General features: G+C 72.3%; 14 protein-coding genes. 9 read left to right on the top strand and 5 right to left on the bottom strand.

Annotation, left to right across the window (positions count from 1 at the left end; genetic code table 11):
- Positions 1-680 precede the first annotated feature (680 nt).
- Both ABZU52_RS28620 and ABZU52_RS28615 read right to left on the bottom strand, forming a co-directional pair.
- Entirely contained in the window at positions 681-1343 is a 663-nt protein-coding gene (locus ABZU52_RS28620; protein WP_272612498.1) for a response regulator transcription factor, read from the bottom strand.
- On the bottom strand, positions 1340-2569 hold the full coding sequence (locus tag ABZU52_RS28615) for a histidine kinase (RefSeq protein ID WP_354974068.1): 1230 nt from the start codon (positions 2567-2569) through the stop codon (positions 1340-1342). The genes ABZU52_RS28620 and ABZU52_RS28615 overlap by 4 nt, the downstream gene beginning before the upstream one ends.
- Positions 2570-2723: 154 nt before the next feature.
- Between ABZU52_RS28615 and fabG the strand changes: the two genes are divergently transcribed.
- From fabG to ABZU52_RS28595, 4 genes are all read left to right on the top strand, one after another.
- Positions 2724-3428 (top strand): 3-oxoacyl-ACP reductase FabG, encoded by a 705-nt coding sequence (gene fabG, locus ABZU52_RS28610; protein WP_354974067.1) that lies wholly within the window; start codon positions 2724-2726, stop codon positions 3426-3428.
- 27 nt (positions 3429-3455) lie between these two features.
- A complete protein-coding gene (fabI, locus tag ABZU52_RS28605) occupies positions 3456-4223 on the top strand; it encodes an enoyl-ACP reductase FabI (RefSeq protein WP_354974066.1) in 768 nt (255 codons plus the stop codon).
- A 100-nt stretch (positions 4224-4323) separates the two neighbouring features.
- Positions 4324-5376 (top strand): ferrochelatase, encoded by a 1053-nt coding sequence (locus ABZU52_RS28600; RefSeq protein WP_354974065.1) that lies wholly within the window; start codon positions 4324-4326, stop codon positions 5374-5376.
- On the top strand, positions 5369-6148 hold the full coding sequence (locus ABZU52_RS28595; RefSeq protein ID WP_354974064.1) for an HAD-IIA family hydrolase: 780 nt from the start codon (positions 5369-5371) through the stop codon (positions 6146-6148). The genes ABZU52_RS28600 and ABZU52_RS28595 overlap by 8 nt, the downstream gene beginning before the upstream one ends.
- An 83-nt stretch (positions 6149-6231) precedes the next feature.
- Here ABZU52_RS28595 and ABZU52_RS28590 read toward each other — a convergent pair whose 3' ends face one another.
- Both ABZU52_RS28590 and ABZU52_RS28585 read right to left on the bottom strand, forming a co-directional pair.
- Positions 6232-7026 (bottom strand): hypothetical protein, encoded by a 795-nt coding sequence (locus tag ABZU52_RS28590; RefSeq protein ID WP_354974063.1) that lies wholly within the window; start codon positions 7024-7026, stop codon positions 6232-6234.
- 17 nt (positions 7027-7043) lie between these two features.
- Positions 7044-7223: a hypothetical protein gene (locus tag ABZU52_RS28585; RefSeq protein ID WP_354974062.1), complete on the bottom strand. Its 180-nt coding sequence runs from the start codon at positions 7221-7223 to the stop codon at positions 7044-7046.
- On the opposite strand from ABZU52_RS28585, the gene ABZU52_RS28580 reads away from it, so the two are divergent.
- The gene (locus ABZU52_RS28580; RefSeq protein WP_252419965.1) at positions 7222-8034 is read left to right on the top strand and encodes a DUF3097 domain-containing protein; all 813 of its coding nucleotides are present in this window, start codon (positions 7222-7224) and stop codon (positions 8032-8034) included. The two genes, ABZU52_RS28585 and ABZU52_RS28580, sit on opposite strands and share 2 nt — an antisense overlap.
- A gap of 24 nt (positions 8035-8058) precedes the next feature.
- Here ABZU52_RS28580 and ABZU52_RS28575 read toward each other — a convergent pair whose 3' ends face one another.
- Complete coding sequence (locus ABZU52_RS28575; RefSeq protein WP_354974061.1) at positions 8059-9360, bottom strand: serine hydrolase domain-containing protein; 1302 nt, start codon at positions 9358-9360, stop codon at positions 8059-8061.
- A gap of 131 nt (positions 9361-9491) precedes the next feature.
- Here ABZU52_RS28575 and ABZU52_RS28570 point away from each other — a divergent pair, with 131 nt between their 5' ends.
- The 4 genes from ABZU52_RS28570 to ABZU52_RS28555 all read left to right on the top strand — a co-directional run bounded on the left by ABZU52_RS28570 (position 9492) and on the right by ABZU52_RS28555 (position 14430).
- On the top strand, positions 9492-9965 hold the full coding sequence (locus ABZU52_RS28570; protein ID WP_354974060.1) for an NfeD family protein: 474 nt from the start codon (positions 9492-9494) through the stop codon (positions 9963-9965).
- A gap of 4 nt (positions 9966-9969) precedes the next feature.
- Complete coding sequence (locus ABZU52_RS28565) at positions 9970-11076, top strand: SPFH domain-containing protein (RefSeq protein ID WP_354974059.1); 1107 nt, start codon at positions 9970-9972, stop codon at positions 11074-11076.
- A gap of 180 nt (positions 11077-11256) precedes the next feature.
- On the top strand, positions 11257-12024 hold the full coding sequence (locus tag ABZU52_RS28560; RefSeq protein ID WP_354974058.1) for a hypothetical protein: 768 nt from the start codon (positions 11257-11259) through the stop codon (positions 12022-12024).
- Between the two features lie 207 nt (positions 12025-12231).
- Entirely contained in the window at positions 12232-14430 is a 2199-nt protein-coding gene (locus ABZU52_RS28555; RefSeq protein ID WP_354974057.1) for a transglycosylase domain-containing protein, read from the top strand.
- The last annotated feature ends 141 nt before the right edge of the window (positions 14431-14571 follow it).

Here is a 14571-nt window from a genome sequence, read left to right as displayed (position 1 = left end):
CGTGAGAACCCCCTGGGGACCGGGGGGGGGGGTTTGCTGCGGGGGCTGGGGGGGGGGGGGGTCTGTCTGCTGTGGGCGCCCGGTATGTTGTGACCGGGGCGCGGGGGGGGGTCTGGCCCCCCCCCCGGCGAGTACGAAGACGATGGCCACCCAGACGGCGGCGAGGGTGAAGCCCAGCGGGGCGACGTAGCGGCTCATGGACGGCTCCGGGTGGCGGCTGGACGGTCCGCGTGCAGGGGGCGGACCGCAGGGGGTAGGGACGCGCACACGAAGTCGTGACCGGGCGGCTCCCGGCGACCGCCCGGGATCGGGCGGCGCGGCACACTCGCCTCGGCGGCTGCCAAAGCGGTGGGGAGCGGAGCGGGGTCAGCTCACCAGACTGAGTCGTGGCTCAGCGGGACTGACCATCGGCCCGGCCACGACTGGGAGGATCGCTATCTCGCACAGCGATCACCTCCTGCAAGTCGGGCCGGCCGGAACGTCGATGATCGTACACCTGCGGGGTCGACGGAACGCACTCGGCCGACCGGTCGGCGGCCCCTCCACCGCCCGGTTGGTGACGCCGCTCACCATCGGCCCGTACGCCGCCGTGGCGGAGCGACCCCGACTGGCCCACCCGCACCACAGTGACCAGCACCGCGGCGAGCAGCGGGAGCCGTTCCCGGGCTGGCTCCACGGGGCTACTCGCCGGCGGCCACCAGACCCGTCTCGTACGCCAGCACCACGGCCTGGGCCCGGTCCCGCAGACCCAGCTTGGCCAGGATCCGCCCGACGTGCGTCTTCACGGTCTGCTCGGCCACCACCAGGTCACCCGCGATCTCCGCGTTGTTGCGTCCCCGGGCGATCAACCGGAGCACCTCGGTCTCGCGTGGAGTGAGCCCGGCCAGGTCGGTGGGGCGTGGGCGGCGGCGATCCGGGCGCGCCGCGAACTCGGCGATCAACCGGCGGGTGACCGCAGGAGCGAGCAGCGCGTCCCCGGCCGCCACCACCCGCACCGCCTGCACCAGATCGGCCGCCGGGGCGTCCTTGAGCAGGAAGCCGCTGGCCCCGGCGCGCAGCGCCTCGTACACGTAGTCGTCCAGGTCGAAGGTGGTGAGGATGAGCACCCGGGGTCGCTGCGCCGACCGGTCACCGAGCAGCTTGCGGGTGGCCTCCAGCCCGTCCATGACCGGCATCCGCACGTCCATCAGCACCACGTCCGGGTCGAGGTGACGGGCGGCGGCCACGGCCTGCGCCCCGTCGGCGGCGTCACCCACCACCAGCAGATCCGGTTGGGCGGCGAGCAGCGCGCCGAAACCCTGCCGGACCATCGCCTGGTCGTCGGCGATCAGCACCCGGATCATCGGTCCCCGCCCTCCGCGTCGTACGGCAGCTCGGCCGCCACCGCGTAACCTCCGTCGGGCAGCGGCCCGGCGGTGAACGTACCGCCCAGCGAGGTGGCCCGCTCCCGCATGCCGGTCAGCCCGTGCCCGGAGCCACCGTCGGCGGTCGGTCGGACGTCGGCCGGGGAGTTGTCGACGCGTACCTCCAGGCTGGACGGACCGACGCGGACCGTGACGCGCACCGCGGCACCGGCGGCGTGTCGGGCCGCGTTGGCCAGGCCCTCCTGCACGATGCGGTACGCGGCCAGCCCGACCGGCGCGGGCACCCGGTCGTCGTCCACCAGCTCGGCGTCCACTGTGACCGGCAGCCCGGCCCGACGGGCCGCGTCCACCATGGCGCCCAGGTCGGTCAGGTTCGGCTGCGGCGTGGTCTGCGGCCCGGTCGTCTCACTGCGCAGCACCCCCAGCAGCCGCCGCATGTCGGTCAGCGCGTCGCGGGCCGACGCGGCGATGGCGACGAACTCCGCGGCGGCCGGGGCCGGCACGTCGGTCAGCCGGTACGGGGCGGTCTCCGCCTGCACCGCGATCAGCGACATGTGGTGGGCCACCACGTCGTGCAGCTCCCGGGCGATCCGGGTGCGCTCCTCCAGCACCGCGCGGCGTTCCTGCTCCCGCTCGCTCAGCTCGGTCTGCGCGGCCAGCGCGTGCCGGGACAGCCGATTGCGCCGGATCAGGTCGCCGGCGATCGCCAGCGCGCCGAGCAGCAGCAGGACCGGGACCCGGTTCTCGGGGTGCACCAGGTAGAACACCGGCACCGTGGTGATCGTCACCACCCATCCCAGCACCGGCCGGTCGACCCGCGCGACGACCACCGCGACCACCGCGACCGAGCCGAGCGCCAGCGGCGGGGTCCACGGCCAGGACTGGTCGGCCGGCGCGTTGAACGTGCAGATCAGCAGGGCCAGCACCGTCAGTCGCCAGGCCAGCAGCGGACGCCGGGGCAGCGCCAGCAGCGGTGCCACTGTCATCGCCGCGAACAGCACCGCGACCGGCATCGGTAGGCCCCACTCGCTCTCCACGGTCAGCGTGATCAGGAAGAGGCCGAGCGCGGCGAGCAGCCCGACCGGGGCGGCGTAGCGGGCCGCCCCGGGCCACCGGGCCAGCAGCGGCCGTTCGGGCCGGGCGTCCGGGCCCAGCAGGGTCTGTCGCAGGGCCCGCAGGGCCACGGCGATCGGGTGCCGGTTCACCACCCGGAGGCTACGGGCCGACCCCGCCACGAGGCGTGCCACCAGGGGTTGATCCCGGTGTGATACCCCAGTGTGACGCGACTCCCGTTAGCGCTTACCTGCCGGTAACGCCTAGGCTCGCCTGCGACTGAGATCAGTTGAGCAAGGGGGAACAGTGGCCCGTACCGTGCTGGTGACCGGGGGCAACCGGGGAATCGGCCTGGCCATCGCGCAGGCCTTCGCCAAGCAGGGCGACCGGGTGGCGGTCACCCACCGCAGTGGCGAGGCACCCGACGGGCTGTTCGGCGTACGCGCCGACGTCACCGACGCCGCCTCGATCGACGCCGCGTTCACCGCCGTCGAGGCCGAGCTGGGGCCGGTCGAGGTGCTGGTCGCCAACGCCGGCATGACCGCCGACACGCTGCTGCTGCGGATGACCGAGGAGCAGTTCACTCAAGTGGTGGACACCAACCTCACCGGCGCGTTCCGGGTCGCGAAGCGGGCCTCCGGCAAGATGCTCCGCGCCAAGTGGGGCCGCATGATCTTCATCTCCTCGGTGGTCGGCCTCGCCGGCGGTGCCGGCCAGGTCAACTACGCCGCCAGCAAGGCCGGCCTCGTCGGCGTCGCCCGGTCGATCACCCGGGAGCTGGGCAGCCGCAACATCACCGCGAACGTGGTGGCGCCCGGCTTCATCGACACCGACATGACCGCCGGCCTCACCGACGACCGCAAGGCGGAGATCCTCAAGTCCATCCCGGCCGGCCGGATGGCCAGCCCGGAGGAGGTCGCCGCCGTGGTCACCTGGCTGGCCTCGGACAGCGCCGGGTACGTCTCCGGCGCCGTCATCCCGGTCGACGGCGGCCTCGGCATGGGCCACTAACCCTTTTGACTACGGAGGAAATCTGCGATGTCCGGACTGCTCGCCGGTAAGCGGCTGCTCGTCACCGGTGTCATCACCGACGCCTCGATCGCCTTCTCGGTGGCGAAGCTCGCCCAGGAGAACGGCGCGCAGGTCGTGCTCACCGGCTACGGCCGGCTCTCCCTGGTCGAGCGGATCGCCAAGCGGCTGCCCGAGCCCGCGCCGGTCATCGAGGTGGACGTCACCAACACCGAGCACCTGGCCGGCCTCGCCGACCGGGTACGCGAGCACGTCGACGGCCTCGACGGCGTCGTGCACTCGATCGGCTTCGCCCCGCAGAGCTGCCTGGGCGGCGGCTTCCTCGACGCGCCCTGGGAGGACGTGGCGACCGCCCTGCACGTCTCCACCTTCTCCTACAAGTCCCTCGCGATGGCGGCGCTGCCGCTGATGTCGCCCGGCGGCGCGGTGGTCGGCCTGACCTTCGACGCCACCAAGGCGTGGCCGGTCTACGACTGGATGGGCGTGGCCAAGGCCGGCCTGGAGTCCACGTCCCGCTACCTGGCGATGCACCTGGGCAAGCAGGGCATCCGCAGCAACCTGGTCGCCGCCGGGCCGCTGCGCACCATCGCCGCGAAGTCGATCCCCGGCTTCGACCAGTTCGAGAACGCCTGGGCCGAGCGTGCCCCGCTGGGCTGGAGCCTCACCGACCAGGAGCCCGCCGCGCGGGCCTGCCTGGCGCTGCTCTCCGACTGGTTCCCGGCCACCACCGGCGAGATCGTCCACGTCGACGGCGGCTACCACGCCATCGGTTCCTGACGCTGCACCGCGACGCTCCCTGGTCGCCGTTCGCGTGACCCACGCGTCCGGACCAGGGGGCGTCGCCGGGACGTCCCGGCCGAGGGGCAAGAATGACAGCATGTCGTACGACGCGGTGGTGCTGGTGTCCTTCGGCGGGCCCGAACGGCCCGAGGACGTGATGCCGTTCCTGCAGAACGTGACCCGAGGCCGAGGTGTGCCGCCCGAGCGGCTGGTCGAGGTCGCCGAGCACTACCAGCACTTCGGTGGGGTGTCCCCGATCAACCAGCAGTGCCGGGAGCTGCTGGCCGCCGTCCGCGCCGACTTCGCCGCGCACGGTGTCGACCTGCCCGTCTACTGGGGCAACCGGAACTGGGACCCGATGCTCGCCGACACCGTGACGCAGATGCGCGACGACGGGGTCACCCGAGCGCTGGCCTTCGTCACCAGCGCGTACGGCGGCTACTCGTCCTGCCGGCAGTACCAGGAGGACATCGCCGCCGCCCGGGCCGCCGTGGGGCCGGACGCGCCGGTGATCGAGAAACTGCGCCAGTTCTGGGACCACCCCGGCTTCGTCGAGCCGCACGTCGACGCGGTCCGGGCGGCGCTGGGCCAGCTCGACCCGGAGAAGCGGGACACCACCCGGCTGGTCTTCACCGCCCACTCCATCCCCAGCTCGATGGCGGCCAACGCCGGCCCGCACGGCGGCCGGTACGAGGCGCAGTTGCACGAGACCGTCCGGATCGTCGCCGCGGCCGCCGCCCCCGACCTGGCGTACGACCTGGTCTGGCAGAGCCGCTCCGGCCCGCCGCAGGTGCCCTGGCTGGAGCCGGACGTCAACGACCACCTGGCCACCCTCGCGCAGGGCGGCACCACCGCCGTGGTGGTCAGCCCGATCGGGTTCGTCTCCGACCACCTGGAGGTGGTGTGGGACCTGGACACCGAGGCGCTGGAGACGGCGAAGCAGCTCGGCCTGGACTTCGTCCGCGCCGGCACGCCGGGCACCGACCCGCGCTTCGTGAGCATGGTGCGTGAGCTGGTCACCGAGCGGATTGACCCGGACGGCGCGCAGCTGCGCCGGCGCCTGGGCGAGCTGCCCATGTGGGACACCTGCGCCACCGTCTGCTGTGTGCCGACCCGTCGTCCGACGCCTGCTGGGGGAACCGATGCATGACCGCAAGCCTGTGCAGAGCTGGCTGACCGACATGGACGGCGTGCTGGTGCACGAGGGCCAGCCGGTGCCCGGCGCGCCGGAGTTCATCAACCGGCTGCGCGCCTCCGGCAAGCCGTTCCTGGTGCTGACCAACAACTCGATCTACACCCCACGGGATCTGACGGCCCGGCTCAGCCGGATGGGGCTGGACGTGCCGGAGGAGTCGATCTGGTCCTCCGCCCTGGCCACCGGTCAGTTCCTCGCCGACCAACGGCCGGGCGGCACCGCGTACGTCATCGGTGAGGCCGGCCTGACCACCGCGCTGCACGCCGTCGGCTACGTGCTGACCGACTTCGCCCCCGACTACGTGGTGCTCGGCGAGACCCGCACCTACAGCTTCGAGGCGATCACCAAGGCGGTCCGCCTGATCAACGACGGCGCCCGGTTCATCTGCACCAACCCCGACGTGACCGGCCCGTCGGTGGAGGGCGCGCTACCCGCCGCTGGCTCGGTCGCCGCCATGATCTCCAAGGCGACCGGGGTCGAGCCGTACTTCGTCGGCAAGCCCAACCCGATGATGATGCGCTCGGCGCTCAACACCATCGACGCGCACTCGGAGAGCACCGCGATGATCGGTGACCGGATGGACACCGACATCCTGTGTGGCCTGGAGGCAGGGCTGGAGACGATCCTGGTGCTCACCGGGATCAGCAGCCGCACCGAGGCGGAGCGTTACCCGTACCGTCCGTCCCGGATCGTCAACTCGGTCGCGGACCTGCTCGACGAGATCTGACCAGCCCCGGACCTCGCCGGCGCAGGTCGTGGTTGCCGTCGCCGTCCGGGGGCGTTGCTGCGGTGCTCGTGGGGGCGGTCTGGTCAGGGGCGCAGGGGAGCGTTGCAGGCGGCCACCAGCGCCTGCCGGCAGGCCGCGGTCAGCGGCCGCAACGCCGCGTCCCGTTGCTGCGCCTCGTAGTTGTTGATCGCGCCGCCCGGAGCGGCGTGCCCGGCCAGCGCCAGCACCCGGTCGAGCACCGCCGCCCGGGCGAAGAGCCGGCGGGCCCGCGGGTCGAACCCCGGTGGCAGGTCGGTGGTGCCGTCCGGGCGGCGCAGCGCGGCCAGCGCACCGGCCAGCTCGGGCCGCCACTGGGCCACGTCGAGACGGGTCAGCACGGCGGTCGTCTCGGCCAGCGCGGCGGCCAGCTCGGCCTCCGCCTCGGCGGCGCCGGGCAGTGCGAGCGAGGCGGCGGGCGCGTTGGCCGGCAGCGGGTAGACCCGCCAGAGCACCGTCTCGAAACAGTCCCCCGAGCCGGAGGTGTGCAGTCGCACCTGGGGAATCAAGCCGAGCCCGCCGGCGACCACCGCCTCGCCGGTGACCAGCGCCGCTCCGGCGAAGTCGCCGGGGCCGGGCAGCCCTCGCGGGTCGCCGGGCGCCGGCAGCACCAGGCGGATCTCGTCCGGGGAGAGTTTGGCCAGAGTGGGCAGCGCGGCGCCCAGCGGGACGTCGGTCCAGGTGCCGGGGGCGTCCGCCACGAGGTGCTCCTCGTCGCCGGCGATGGCGTCGGCGACTTCGTCGTACGGCACCAACCCGGCGCGCCACGCGCGCACCCAGGCAACGAACCGGCTGGACCGGCGCGGCGTGAGTGTGGCCGCGCCCGTTGCGGGGGTGGACATGCCGAAAGGGTACGTGGTCATGACCGGCCCTGTCTCGACTGCCGCTCCGGTCGCCCGGCCTGCCCCCAACTGCCCTGTTCGCCCCATTCCTCGTGCTGGTGCCGGCGGAAGACGCGGGTCTGCGGTGGGTGGTGCGGACGCGGGGCGGTGTGTCGGGGGCCGGGGTGGGCGCGGGCCGGGGTTAGCGTGATCGACATGGCGGGGCGATACGGCGAGGACGTGTTGGCGGGCGACTGGCGGCGGCGCAAGGTCACCCCCGAGGTGGACGCCGAACCAGATCTCGTGGTGGAGGACGCCGACTCCGGGTTCTGCGGCGCGGTGGTGGGCTTCGAGGCTGGCGCGGTGGTGTTGGAGGACCGGCACGGTAAGCGACGCAACTTTCCGCTGCTGCCGGCGGCGTTCCTGCTCGACGGCCGGCCGGTGACGTTGCGCCGCCCGACCCGCGCGCCGGTGCCGGCGGCCCGTCGGCGGACCGCGTCCGGTTCGGTCGCCGTGGACAACGTGCGGGCCCAGGTGGCGAAGGCCAGCCGAATCTGGGTCGAGGGCATCCATGACGCCGCGCTGGTCGAGCGGATCTGGGGTGACGACCTACGGATCGAGGGCGTGGTGGTCGAGCCGTTGGACGGCATCGATGCCCTCGACGCCGAGGTGCGCGACTTCGGCCCCGGCCCGACCCGACGACTCGGCGTACTCGTCGACCACCTGGTGCCGGGCAGCAAGGAGAGCCGGATCGTCGCCCGGGTGAACTCGCCGTACGTGCTGGTGACCGGGCACCCCTACGTGGACGTGTGGCAGGCGGTCAAGCCGGCGGCGTTGGGCATCGCGGCCTGGCCGGTGGTGCCGCCGGGGCGGCCGTGGAAGGAGGGGGTCTGCGCGGCCCTCGGGGTGGCCGAGCCGGCCGACATGTGGCGGCACATCCTGTCCCGGGTGAACAGCTTCGCCGACGTGGAGACACCTCTGATCAACGCCATGGAGCGCCTCATCGACTTCGTCACCGAAGCCCCCTGACCGCCCGATTCGTCCGGGGGCGGGTCAGGGGATGTCGTCGGGGCTGCGGGTGAAGACGAACGTGGCGATGTCGAGCGCCACCGCCCGTCCGCCGTCGTCGCGCCGCACCGTCAGGATCTCGCCGTTCTCCGGGCCGGAGCGGCCCCGCCAGCGGTCCGTCCCCTCGGCCGTGAACCGGCTCACCCGCTCCCCGCGTACGTGGGCCAGCAGGTCACCCGCGTCCCAGTGCAGGTCCAGCGACGTGCCCATCCACCACCAGCGGCCGGTCAGCTCGGCCAGTTCGGCCGCGGGCGTGGCGGTGGCCGGCCGCCACGGCTTCGGGAGCGCCGGCTCGGCGTCCAGCACGGTGGTCAGCAGCCGGCGGCCGAGCCCGGTGATCGGGAAGCCGTACGAGTTGGCGAAACCGACCACGGCGGTGCGGGTCGGCCGGTGCACCGTGAGGGCGGCCACGTACCCGGGCATCGAGCCACCGTGTCCGACGTACACGCGCTCGCCGTCCCGGTAGAGCTCCAGCCCCAGGCCGTGCCCGCCGGACCAGGAGTCGAGGTCGCTGATCACCACGGGCGCGCACATCTCGGTGAGCGTCTCGGCGGCCAGCACCGACGGGTCGGGGTCGGCGAGGAAGGCGGCCCAGCGGCCCAGGTCCCCGATCGTCGACCAGAGCTGCCCGGCGGGGGCCATCGCGCCGGTGTCGGTGCGGGGCTCCTCGCGCAGCGTGCCGCGCCAGGGGTGGACGACGTAGCCGCGGGCGTACGGCTCGGTGGCCGCGTACGTGGTACGGCGCATTCCCAGCGGGCCGAGCAGCCGTTCGTTGAGCAGGTCGGCCCAGGGCATTCCGGTGAGCCGTTCGAGCACTCCGCCGAGCAGCCCGTACGCCAGGTTGGAGTAGTGGTACGCGGTGTGCGGCGGATAGGCGATCTTGTCGGTGCTCAGGCCGGCGAGCAGCGTGGCCAGGTCGGTGCCCGCCGCCCGTTCCCACCAGTCGCCGTCAGGTTCGCGTTGCATGCCGCTGACATGCCCGAGCAGTTGACGCAGGGTGAGCGAGCCGACACCGGTGCCCGGTAGGTGCTTCTCCAGCTCGTCGTCGACGCTGAGCCGGCCGGCGTCGCGCAGCTGCATGATCAGGGTCGCGGTCATCGTCTTGCTGATCGAGCCGACCCGGTACTGCAGGTCGGCGTCCGGGCGAGGGTGCTCGCCTGCGGCGGCCAGGTGGACCAGCGCGCCGTCGCGGACCACGCCCAGCGCCAGTGACGGGGTACGGCCGTCGATCTGCGCCTGGGCGACCTGGGTGTCGATCTGTCGGGCGGTCGCGGGCAGCAGGGTCAACGAGATCTCTCCTCGATCGGTGGCTCGGGCCGGACCGTGGTCGGAAGAGTTTCGGTCGGCCAGTCCGTTCCCGCGAGCCTACTGATCATCACAGGTGGGCTGCACGTGCATTCGCGTGTCACGATCAGGGGGTGGACGCCGTGGTGTGGATCGTTTTGGGTGTGCTGCTGGCCGTCGCCGAGATTTTCACGACGACGCTATTTCTGATCATGTTTGGGGCCGGTGCGTTCGCCGCCGCCGGTGCGGCCGCCCTGGGCGCGCCGGTCGCTGTGCAGGCGCTGGTCTTCGCGGTGGTGTCGGTGTTGAGCCTGGTGGTGGTCCGACCGGTCATCCGGCGGCACAGCCGCTCCGCGCTGGAGAGCGGCGAGCAGCCGTTCGGCGTGGAGGCGATCGAGGGCTCCACGGCGCTGGTGCTGGAACGGGTGGACGCCGAGCGGGGTCTCGTCAAGATCGACGGTGAGTTGTGGACCGCCCGGTCGTACGACACGACGCAGACTTTCGAGCCCGGTCAACGGGTTCGGGTGATAAAGGTCCGGGGCGCGACGGCCCTGGTGTGGCAGGACGATGTTTCTTCCGCCGGTGAGTTGCCGGAAGCGAGAGGGTGAACGGATGACGGTCATAGGTGTGCTGATCATCGCGGTGGCGTTGATCGCCGTGATTACGCTGGCCAAGGCGGTGCGGATCGTGCCGCAGCAGCGCCAGGACGTGGTGGAACGGCTCGGCAAGTACAAGCGCACCCTCAGCCCCGGCCTCAACCTGCTGGTGCCGTTCATCGACGCGGTGCGCTCCAAGGTCGACATGCGGGAGCAGGTGGTGAGCTTCCCGCCGCAGCCGGTGATCACCTCGGACAACCTGGTGGTCTCGATCGACACCGTTCTCTACTTCAAGGTGGTCGACTCGGTCCGGGCCACCTACGAGATCTCCAGCTTCCTGCAGGCCATCGAGCAGCTGACCGTCACCACGCTGCGTAACGTGATCGGCTCGCTGGACCTGGAGCGGGCGCTGACCAGCCGGGACGAGATCAACCGGCACCTGTCCGGTGTGCTGGACGAGACCACCGGCCGCTGGGGCATCAAGGTGACCCGGGTCGAGATCAAGGCCATCGAGCCGCCGGCCAGCATCCGCGACTCGATGGAGAAGCAGATGCGCGCCGAGCGGGACCGCCGCGCGGCGATTCTGACCGCCGAGGGGCACAAGCAGTCGGTGATCCTCACCGCCGAGGGCGACAAGCAGTCCGCCGTGCTGCGCGCGGACGGTGACCGGCAGGCCCGGATCCTGCAGGCCGAGGGTCAGGCGAAGGCGATCCGGACGGTGTTCGACGCGATCCACCAGGCGAACCCGAGCCAGAAGGTGCTCGCCTACCAGTATCTGCAGGCCCTGCCGCAGATCGCCCAGGGCAGCGCCAACAAGGTCTGGATCGTGCCGGCAGAGCTGACCAAGGCCCTGGAGGGCATGGGCGGCGCTCTCGGCGGGCTGAGCCAGATGGTGGGGGATCTGCCCGCGCCGGAGGCGGCCGAGCACGTGAGCCAGGTCGAGCGCGAGGCCGCGGCGGCGGCGCAGGCCGCGGCGGACGCCGCCCAGCAGATCCACGACGAGGTACGCGTCGCCGAGGCGCAGGCCACCGGTGGCAACAAGCCGCAGGGGCTGCCCGCGCCGGAGCCGGTCACCCAGGCCAGCCTGACCGAGGACCCAGCCGACCAGCGCGAACGCGGCTGATCCGGCACGCCGGCCGGACAGGGCGAGCCTCGAACCGAGGCGCCGGCACCCGGCCTTAATGCGAGAAATGCTCATGGGGCGCTCCGACGCCTGCCACGATCGGTCCTAGGACGGGTGGTGACCAGGCAATCGGGGCGCCCCGGCGCGTCCCGCACCGCTCGTCGACGAGCGAGGTGACGCATGAAGGATCCGGCGAATCGGATGTGGTCCTCGGCCCCGGTGCCCGGCGCGCACGACCCGGTCGCCCCACTGGGCTCCCGGAGCACCGGTGGCGGGTTCGGCGTACTGCCCTTCGTTGGCGACCCGACCCCGGGCGCCCCCGCCACGAATGCCAGCTGGGCTTGGTCGGTACGCCGGTTCGCGCGGGCGGCGGTCTGGCTGCTGCCCGCGTACGCCATCCTCTACGGCGCGGTGGCGATGGCCAGCGACGGAGGGGTGGGCAACGACCCCTATCCGGCCGACGGCCGGGCGGTGTACCTGATCGGTTGGGTCGCCGCGGTCTGGCTCGGCCTGCTCGCGCTGCTGGCCCTCACCGGGCTGCTGGCCGCGACCCGCAGCCGCCGGGTGGCCGCCGCCGGTCTGCTGGTCAGCATCGCCGGCACCGTGCTGATGCTGCCGTTCGCCGGGCTCGAAGAGCAGACGCCGGTCTTCGGCGCCACCGCGCGGTCGCTGGTCCTGGTCGGCGCGACGTTCTACAGCGTGGGCTGGTTCCTCACCGGGTGGGCGGTGGCCCGCTCGGGCACCTTCAGCCTCGGTGACGGCGCCATGCTGATCATCGCCGCGCCGCTGCTCGGTCTCGGCGGTGCCCTGATCGGTTCGTTGCAGACGTTCGGCGCGATCTTCGTGCTGATCGCCGGCATCGGCATCGGCTACCGCTCCGGCCGCCTGATGCCCCGCGAAACCGCCCGAGACGCCGCAGCCGCGAGCCTGAATACCCCAAACCCCTAAACCCATCACCCCACCCCGTTTCCCGCGCTGTTGATCATGAAGTTGTTGCGCTCGGCTTCGGCGTGTCGTGGCAACAACTTCATGGTCAACGGGGGCTGGCGGGTGGGGTGGGTGGGCTGGGGAATGGCTGGTGGCGGGGCGTGAAGTTGCTGACAATCGAGCGCTCGGGGTGGTCGGTTGGCGGCTTTCGTGGCAACCCTGGGGGGCATGGCCGCCCCCCGTTCGCCGCTGTCGCGGCTGTTCACCGTGCTGCTCGCCGGCGTGCTGGCCGGGCTCGTCCTGGCCGTGGCCGCGCTGCCGGGCAACCTGCTGGTCGGGTTCGCCGCGCGCGCCGCGATCGGGTCGTACGCCGCGCTGCCCGACGCGCTGCGCACCCCGGCCACGCCGCAGCGCTCGTACCTCTACGCCAACGACGGCAAGACGCTGATCACCACGTTCTACGACGTGAACCGCACCGACGTCCCGTTGTCGGAGATCGCCCCGGTGATGCGGCAGGCGATCGTGGCGGCCGAGGACCGGCGCTTCTACGACCACGGTGGCGCGGACCTGCGCGGCCTCGCCCGGGCGCTGGTGGCCAACGTCAAGGGCGGCGGCACCGAGCAGGGCGGCTCGACGCTGACCATGCAGTACGTCCGTAACGTGCTGAAGACCGACCCCACCCGCACCGCCGAGGAGCGCGCCGCCGCGACCGACCCCACGGTGGGCCGCAAGATCCAGGAGATCCGGTACGCGAGCGCGCTGGACAAGAACCTCGGCAAGGACGAGATCCTGGACCGGTACCTGAACATCGCCTACTTCGGCTCCGGCGCGTACGGAATCGCGGCGGCCAGCCAGCGGTACTTCGGAAAACCTCCGGCGCAGCTGACCCTCGGCGAGTCGGCCCTGCTGGCCGGTCTGGTGCAGTCCCCGGACGCGTACAGCCCGATCAACGGCGACAAGGACCAGGCGCTGGCCCGCCGGTCGTACGTGCTGGACTCGATGGTCGCCACCAACGCGATCACCGCCGCGCAGGCCGAGCAGGCCAAGGCCGAGCCGCTGAGCCTGCACCCCACCGCCCAGCCCAACGGCTGCACCGCCGTCTCCCAGGGCCACGACGACTGGGGCTACTTCTGCGACTACCTGCGCCAGTGGTGGCTGACCCAGCCGGCCTTCGGGGCCACCGTCGCGGAGCGCGAGCAGGCGCTGCGCTCGGGCGGCTACACGGTGGTCACCTCGCTGGACCCGAAGATCCAGGCCACCGCGCAGCAGCAGGCCACCAAGGTCTACGGGTACGACAACAAGCGCGCCTTGCCGATCGCGGCGGTCCAGCCGGGCACCGGGCAGGTGCTGGCGATGGCTGTCAACCGGCACTACAGCCTCGCCGACAACCCGGCCGGGCAGGCGAACTACCCGAACACCGTCAACCCGTTGATCTCCGGCGGCGCCAGCGTCGACGGGTACCAGGCGGGTTCGACGTTCAAGCTGTTCACCATGCTCGCCGCGCTGGAGTCGGGCCGTACCCTCTCCACCGGTTTCGACGCGCCCGCCAAGCTACCCACCCGGTACGACGCCGAGGGACCGGGCAGCTGTGACGGCCGCTGGTGCCCGGCGAACGCCAACCCGGACTGGATGGACGGGTACCGGATGATGTGGGACGGCTTCGGCCGCTCGGTGAACACCTACTTCGTCTGGCTGGCCGAGCAGGTCGGCCAGGACAAGGTGGTGCAGATGGCGCAGCGGCTCGGCATCACCTTCCGCGCCGACTCGGACGCCGCCTTCGCCAAGAACAACGCCGCGAACTGGGGTTCGTTCACCCTCGGTGTGGCGGCCACGACCCCGCTGGACCTGGCCAACGCGTACGCCACGGTGGCCGCCGAGGGCACCTACTGCACGCCGGTGCCGGTGGTCTCGGTGACCGGTGCGGACGGCGCGAAGGTGCCGGTCGGGCAGCCCTCCTGCAAGCGGGTCCTCGATGCCGACGTCGCCCGTGCCGCCACCGACGCGGCGCGCTGCCCGGTGGGCCAGCAGTCGGCGTTCGGGCAGTGCAACGGCGGCACCGCCACCGGCGTGAACGACATCCTCGACGGCCGACCGGTGGCCGGTAAGACGGGTAGCTCGGAGCAGAACGCCACCGAGACGTTCGTCGGCTTCACCCCGCAGGTCGCGGTGGCCGGCATCGCCGCCAACCCGGACGACCCGGCCGACTCGGTGGGGTCGGCGGTGCAGACCAAGGTGATCGACGCGGTCGCCCGGGTCATCGCCACCGCGGTGGCGGGCCAGCCGGAGAAGGCGTTCGTCGCACCGAGCCACGAGCTGGCCGGCGACCCGCGCCGCCCGGTGGAACGCCCGACCGTCCCGAACCGCCAACAACCCCCCACGGAGAACCCCCTCTCCCCGCTACAACGCTGGCTAAACAACCGCGGCTGACACCCCCACCCACCCCACCCACCTTTGCCCGGGTTGATCATGAAGTTATTGCCATGACACGCCGGGCGGGGTGGCAATAACTTCATGATCAACGGGTTCGGGCGGGGTGGGGGGGGGGGGGGGTGGGTGGGTGGTGGGGTT

This window comes from Micromonospora sp. NPDC005220 (assembly GCF_040607895.1).
Lineage (GTDB): Bacteria > Actinomycetota > Actinomycetes > Mycobacteriales > Micromonosporaceae > Micromonospora.
The sequence above is the reverse complement of the archived record's forward strand: the minus strand, read 5'-3'. Positions and strand labels throughout refer to the sequence as shown.

What these genes read in the sequence shown, in the direction of transcription:
- ABZU52_RS28560 (WP_354974058.1), top strand. Translation starts at nt 11,257, where the DNA reads ATGAAGGATCCGGCGAATCGGATGTGGTCCTCGGCCCCGGTGCCCGGC.
- ABZU52_RS28620 (WP_272612498.1), bottom strand. Translation starts at nt 1,343, where the DNA reads ATGATCCGGGTGCTGATCGCCGACGACCAGGCGATGGTCCGGCAGGGT.
- ABZU52_RS28580 (WP_252419965.1), top strand. Translation starts at nt 7,222, where the DNA reads ATGGCGGGGCGATACGGCGAGGACGTGTTGGCGGGCGACTGGCGGCGG.
- ABZU52_RS28585 (WP_354974062.1), bottom strand. Translation starts at nt 7,223, where the DNA reads ATGTCGATCACGCTAACCCCGGCCCGCGCCCACCCCGGCCCCCGACAC.
- ABZU52_RS28600 (WP_354974065.1), top strand. Translation starts at nt 4,324, where the DNA reads ATGTCGTACGACGCGGTGGTGCTGGTGTCCTTCGGCGGGCCCGAACGG.
- ABZU52_RS28565 (WP_354974059.1), top strand. Translation starts at nt 9,970, where the DNA reads ATGACGGTCATAGGTGTGCTGATCATCGCGGTGGCGTTGATCGCCGTG.
- ABZU52_RS28555 (WP_354974057.1), top strand. Translation starts at nt 12,232, where the DNA reads ATGGCCGCCCCCCGTTCGCCGCTGTCGCGGCTGTTCACCGTGCTGCTC.
- fabI (WP_354974066.1), top strand. Translation starts at nt 3,456, where the DNA reads ATGTCCGGACTGCTCGCCGGTAAGCGGCTGCTCGTCACCGGTGTCATC.
- ABZU52_RS28595 (WP_354974064.1), top strand. Translation starts at nt 5,369, where the DNA reads ATGCATGACCGCAAGCCTGTGCAGAGCTGGCTGACCGACATGGACGGC.
- ABZU52_RS28590 (WP_354974063.1), bottom strand. Translation starts at nt 7,026, where the DNA reads ATGTCCACCCCCGCAACGGGCGCGGCCACACTCACGCCGCGCCGGTCC.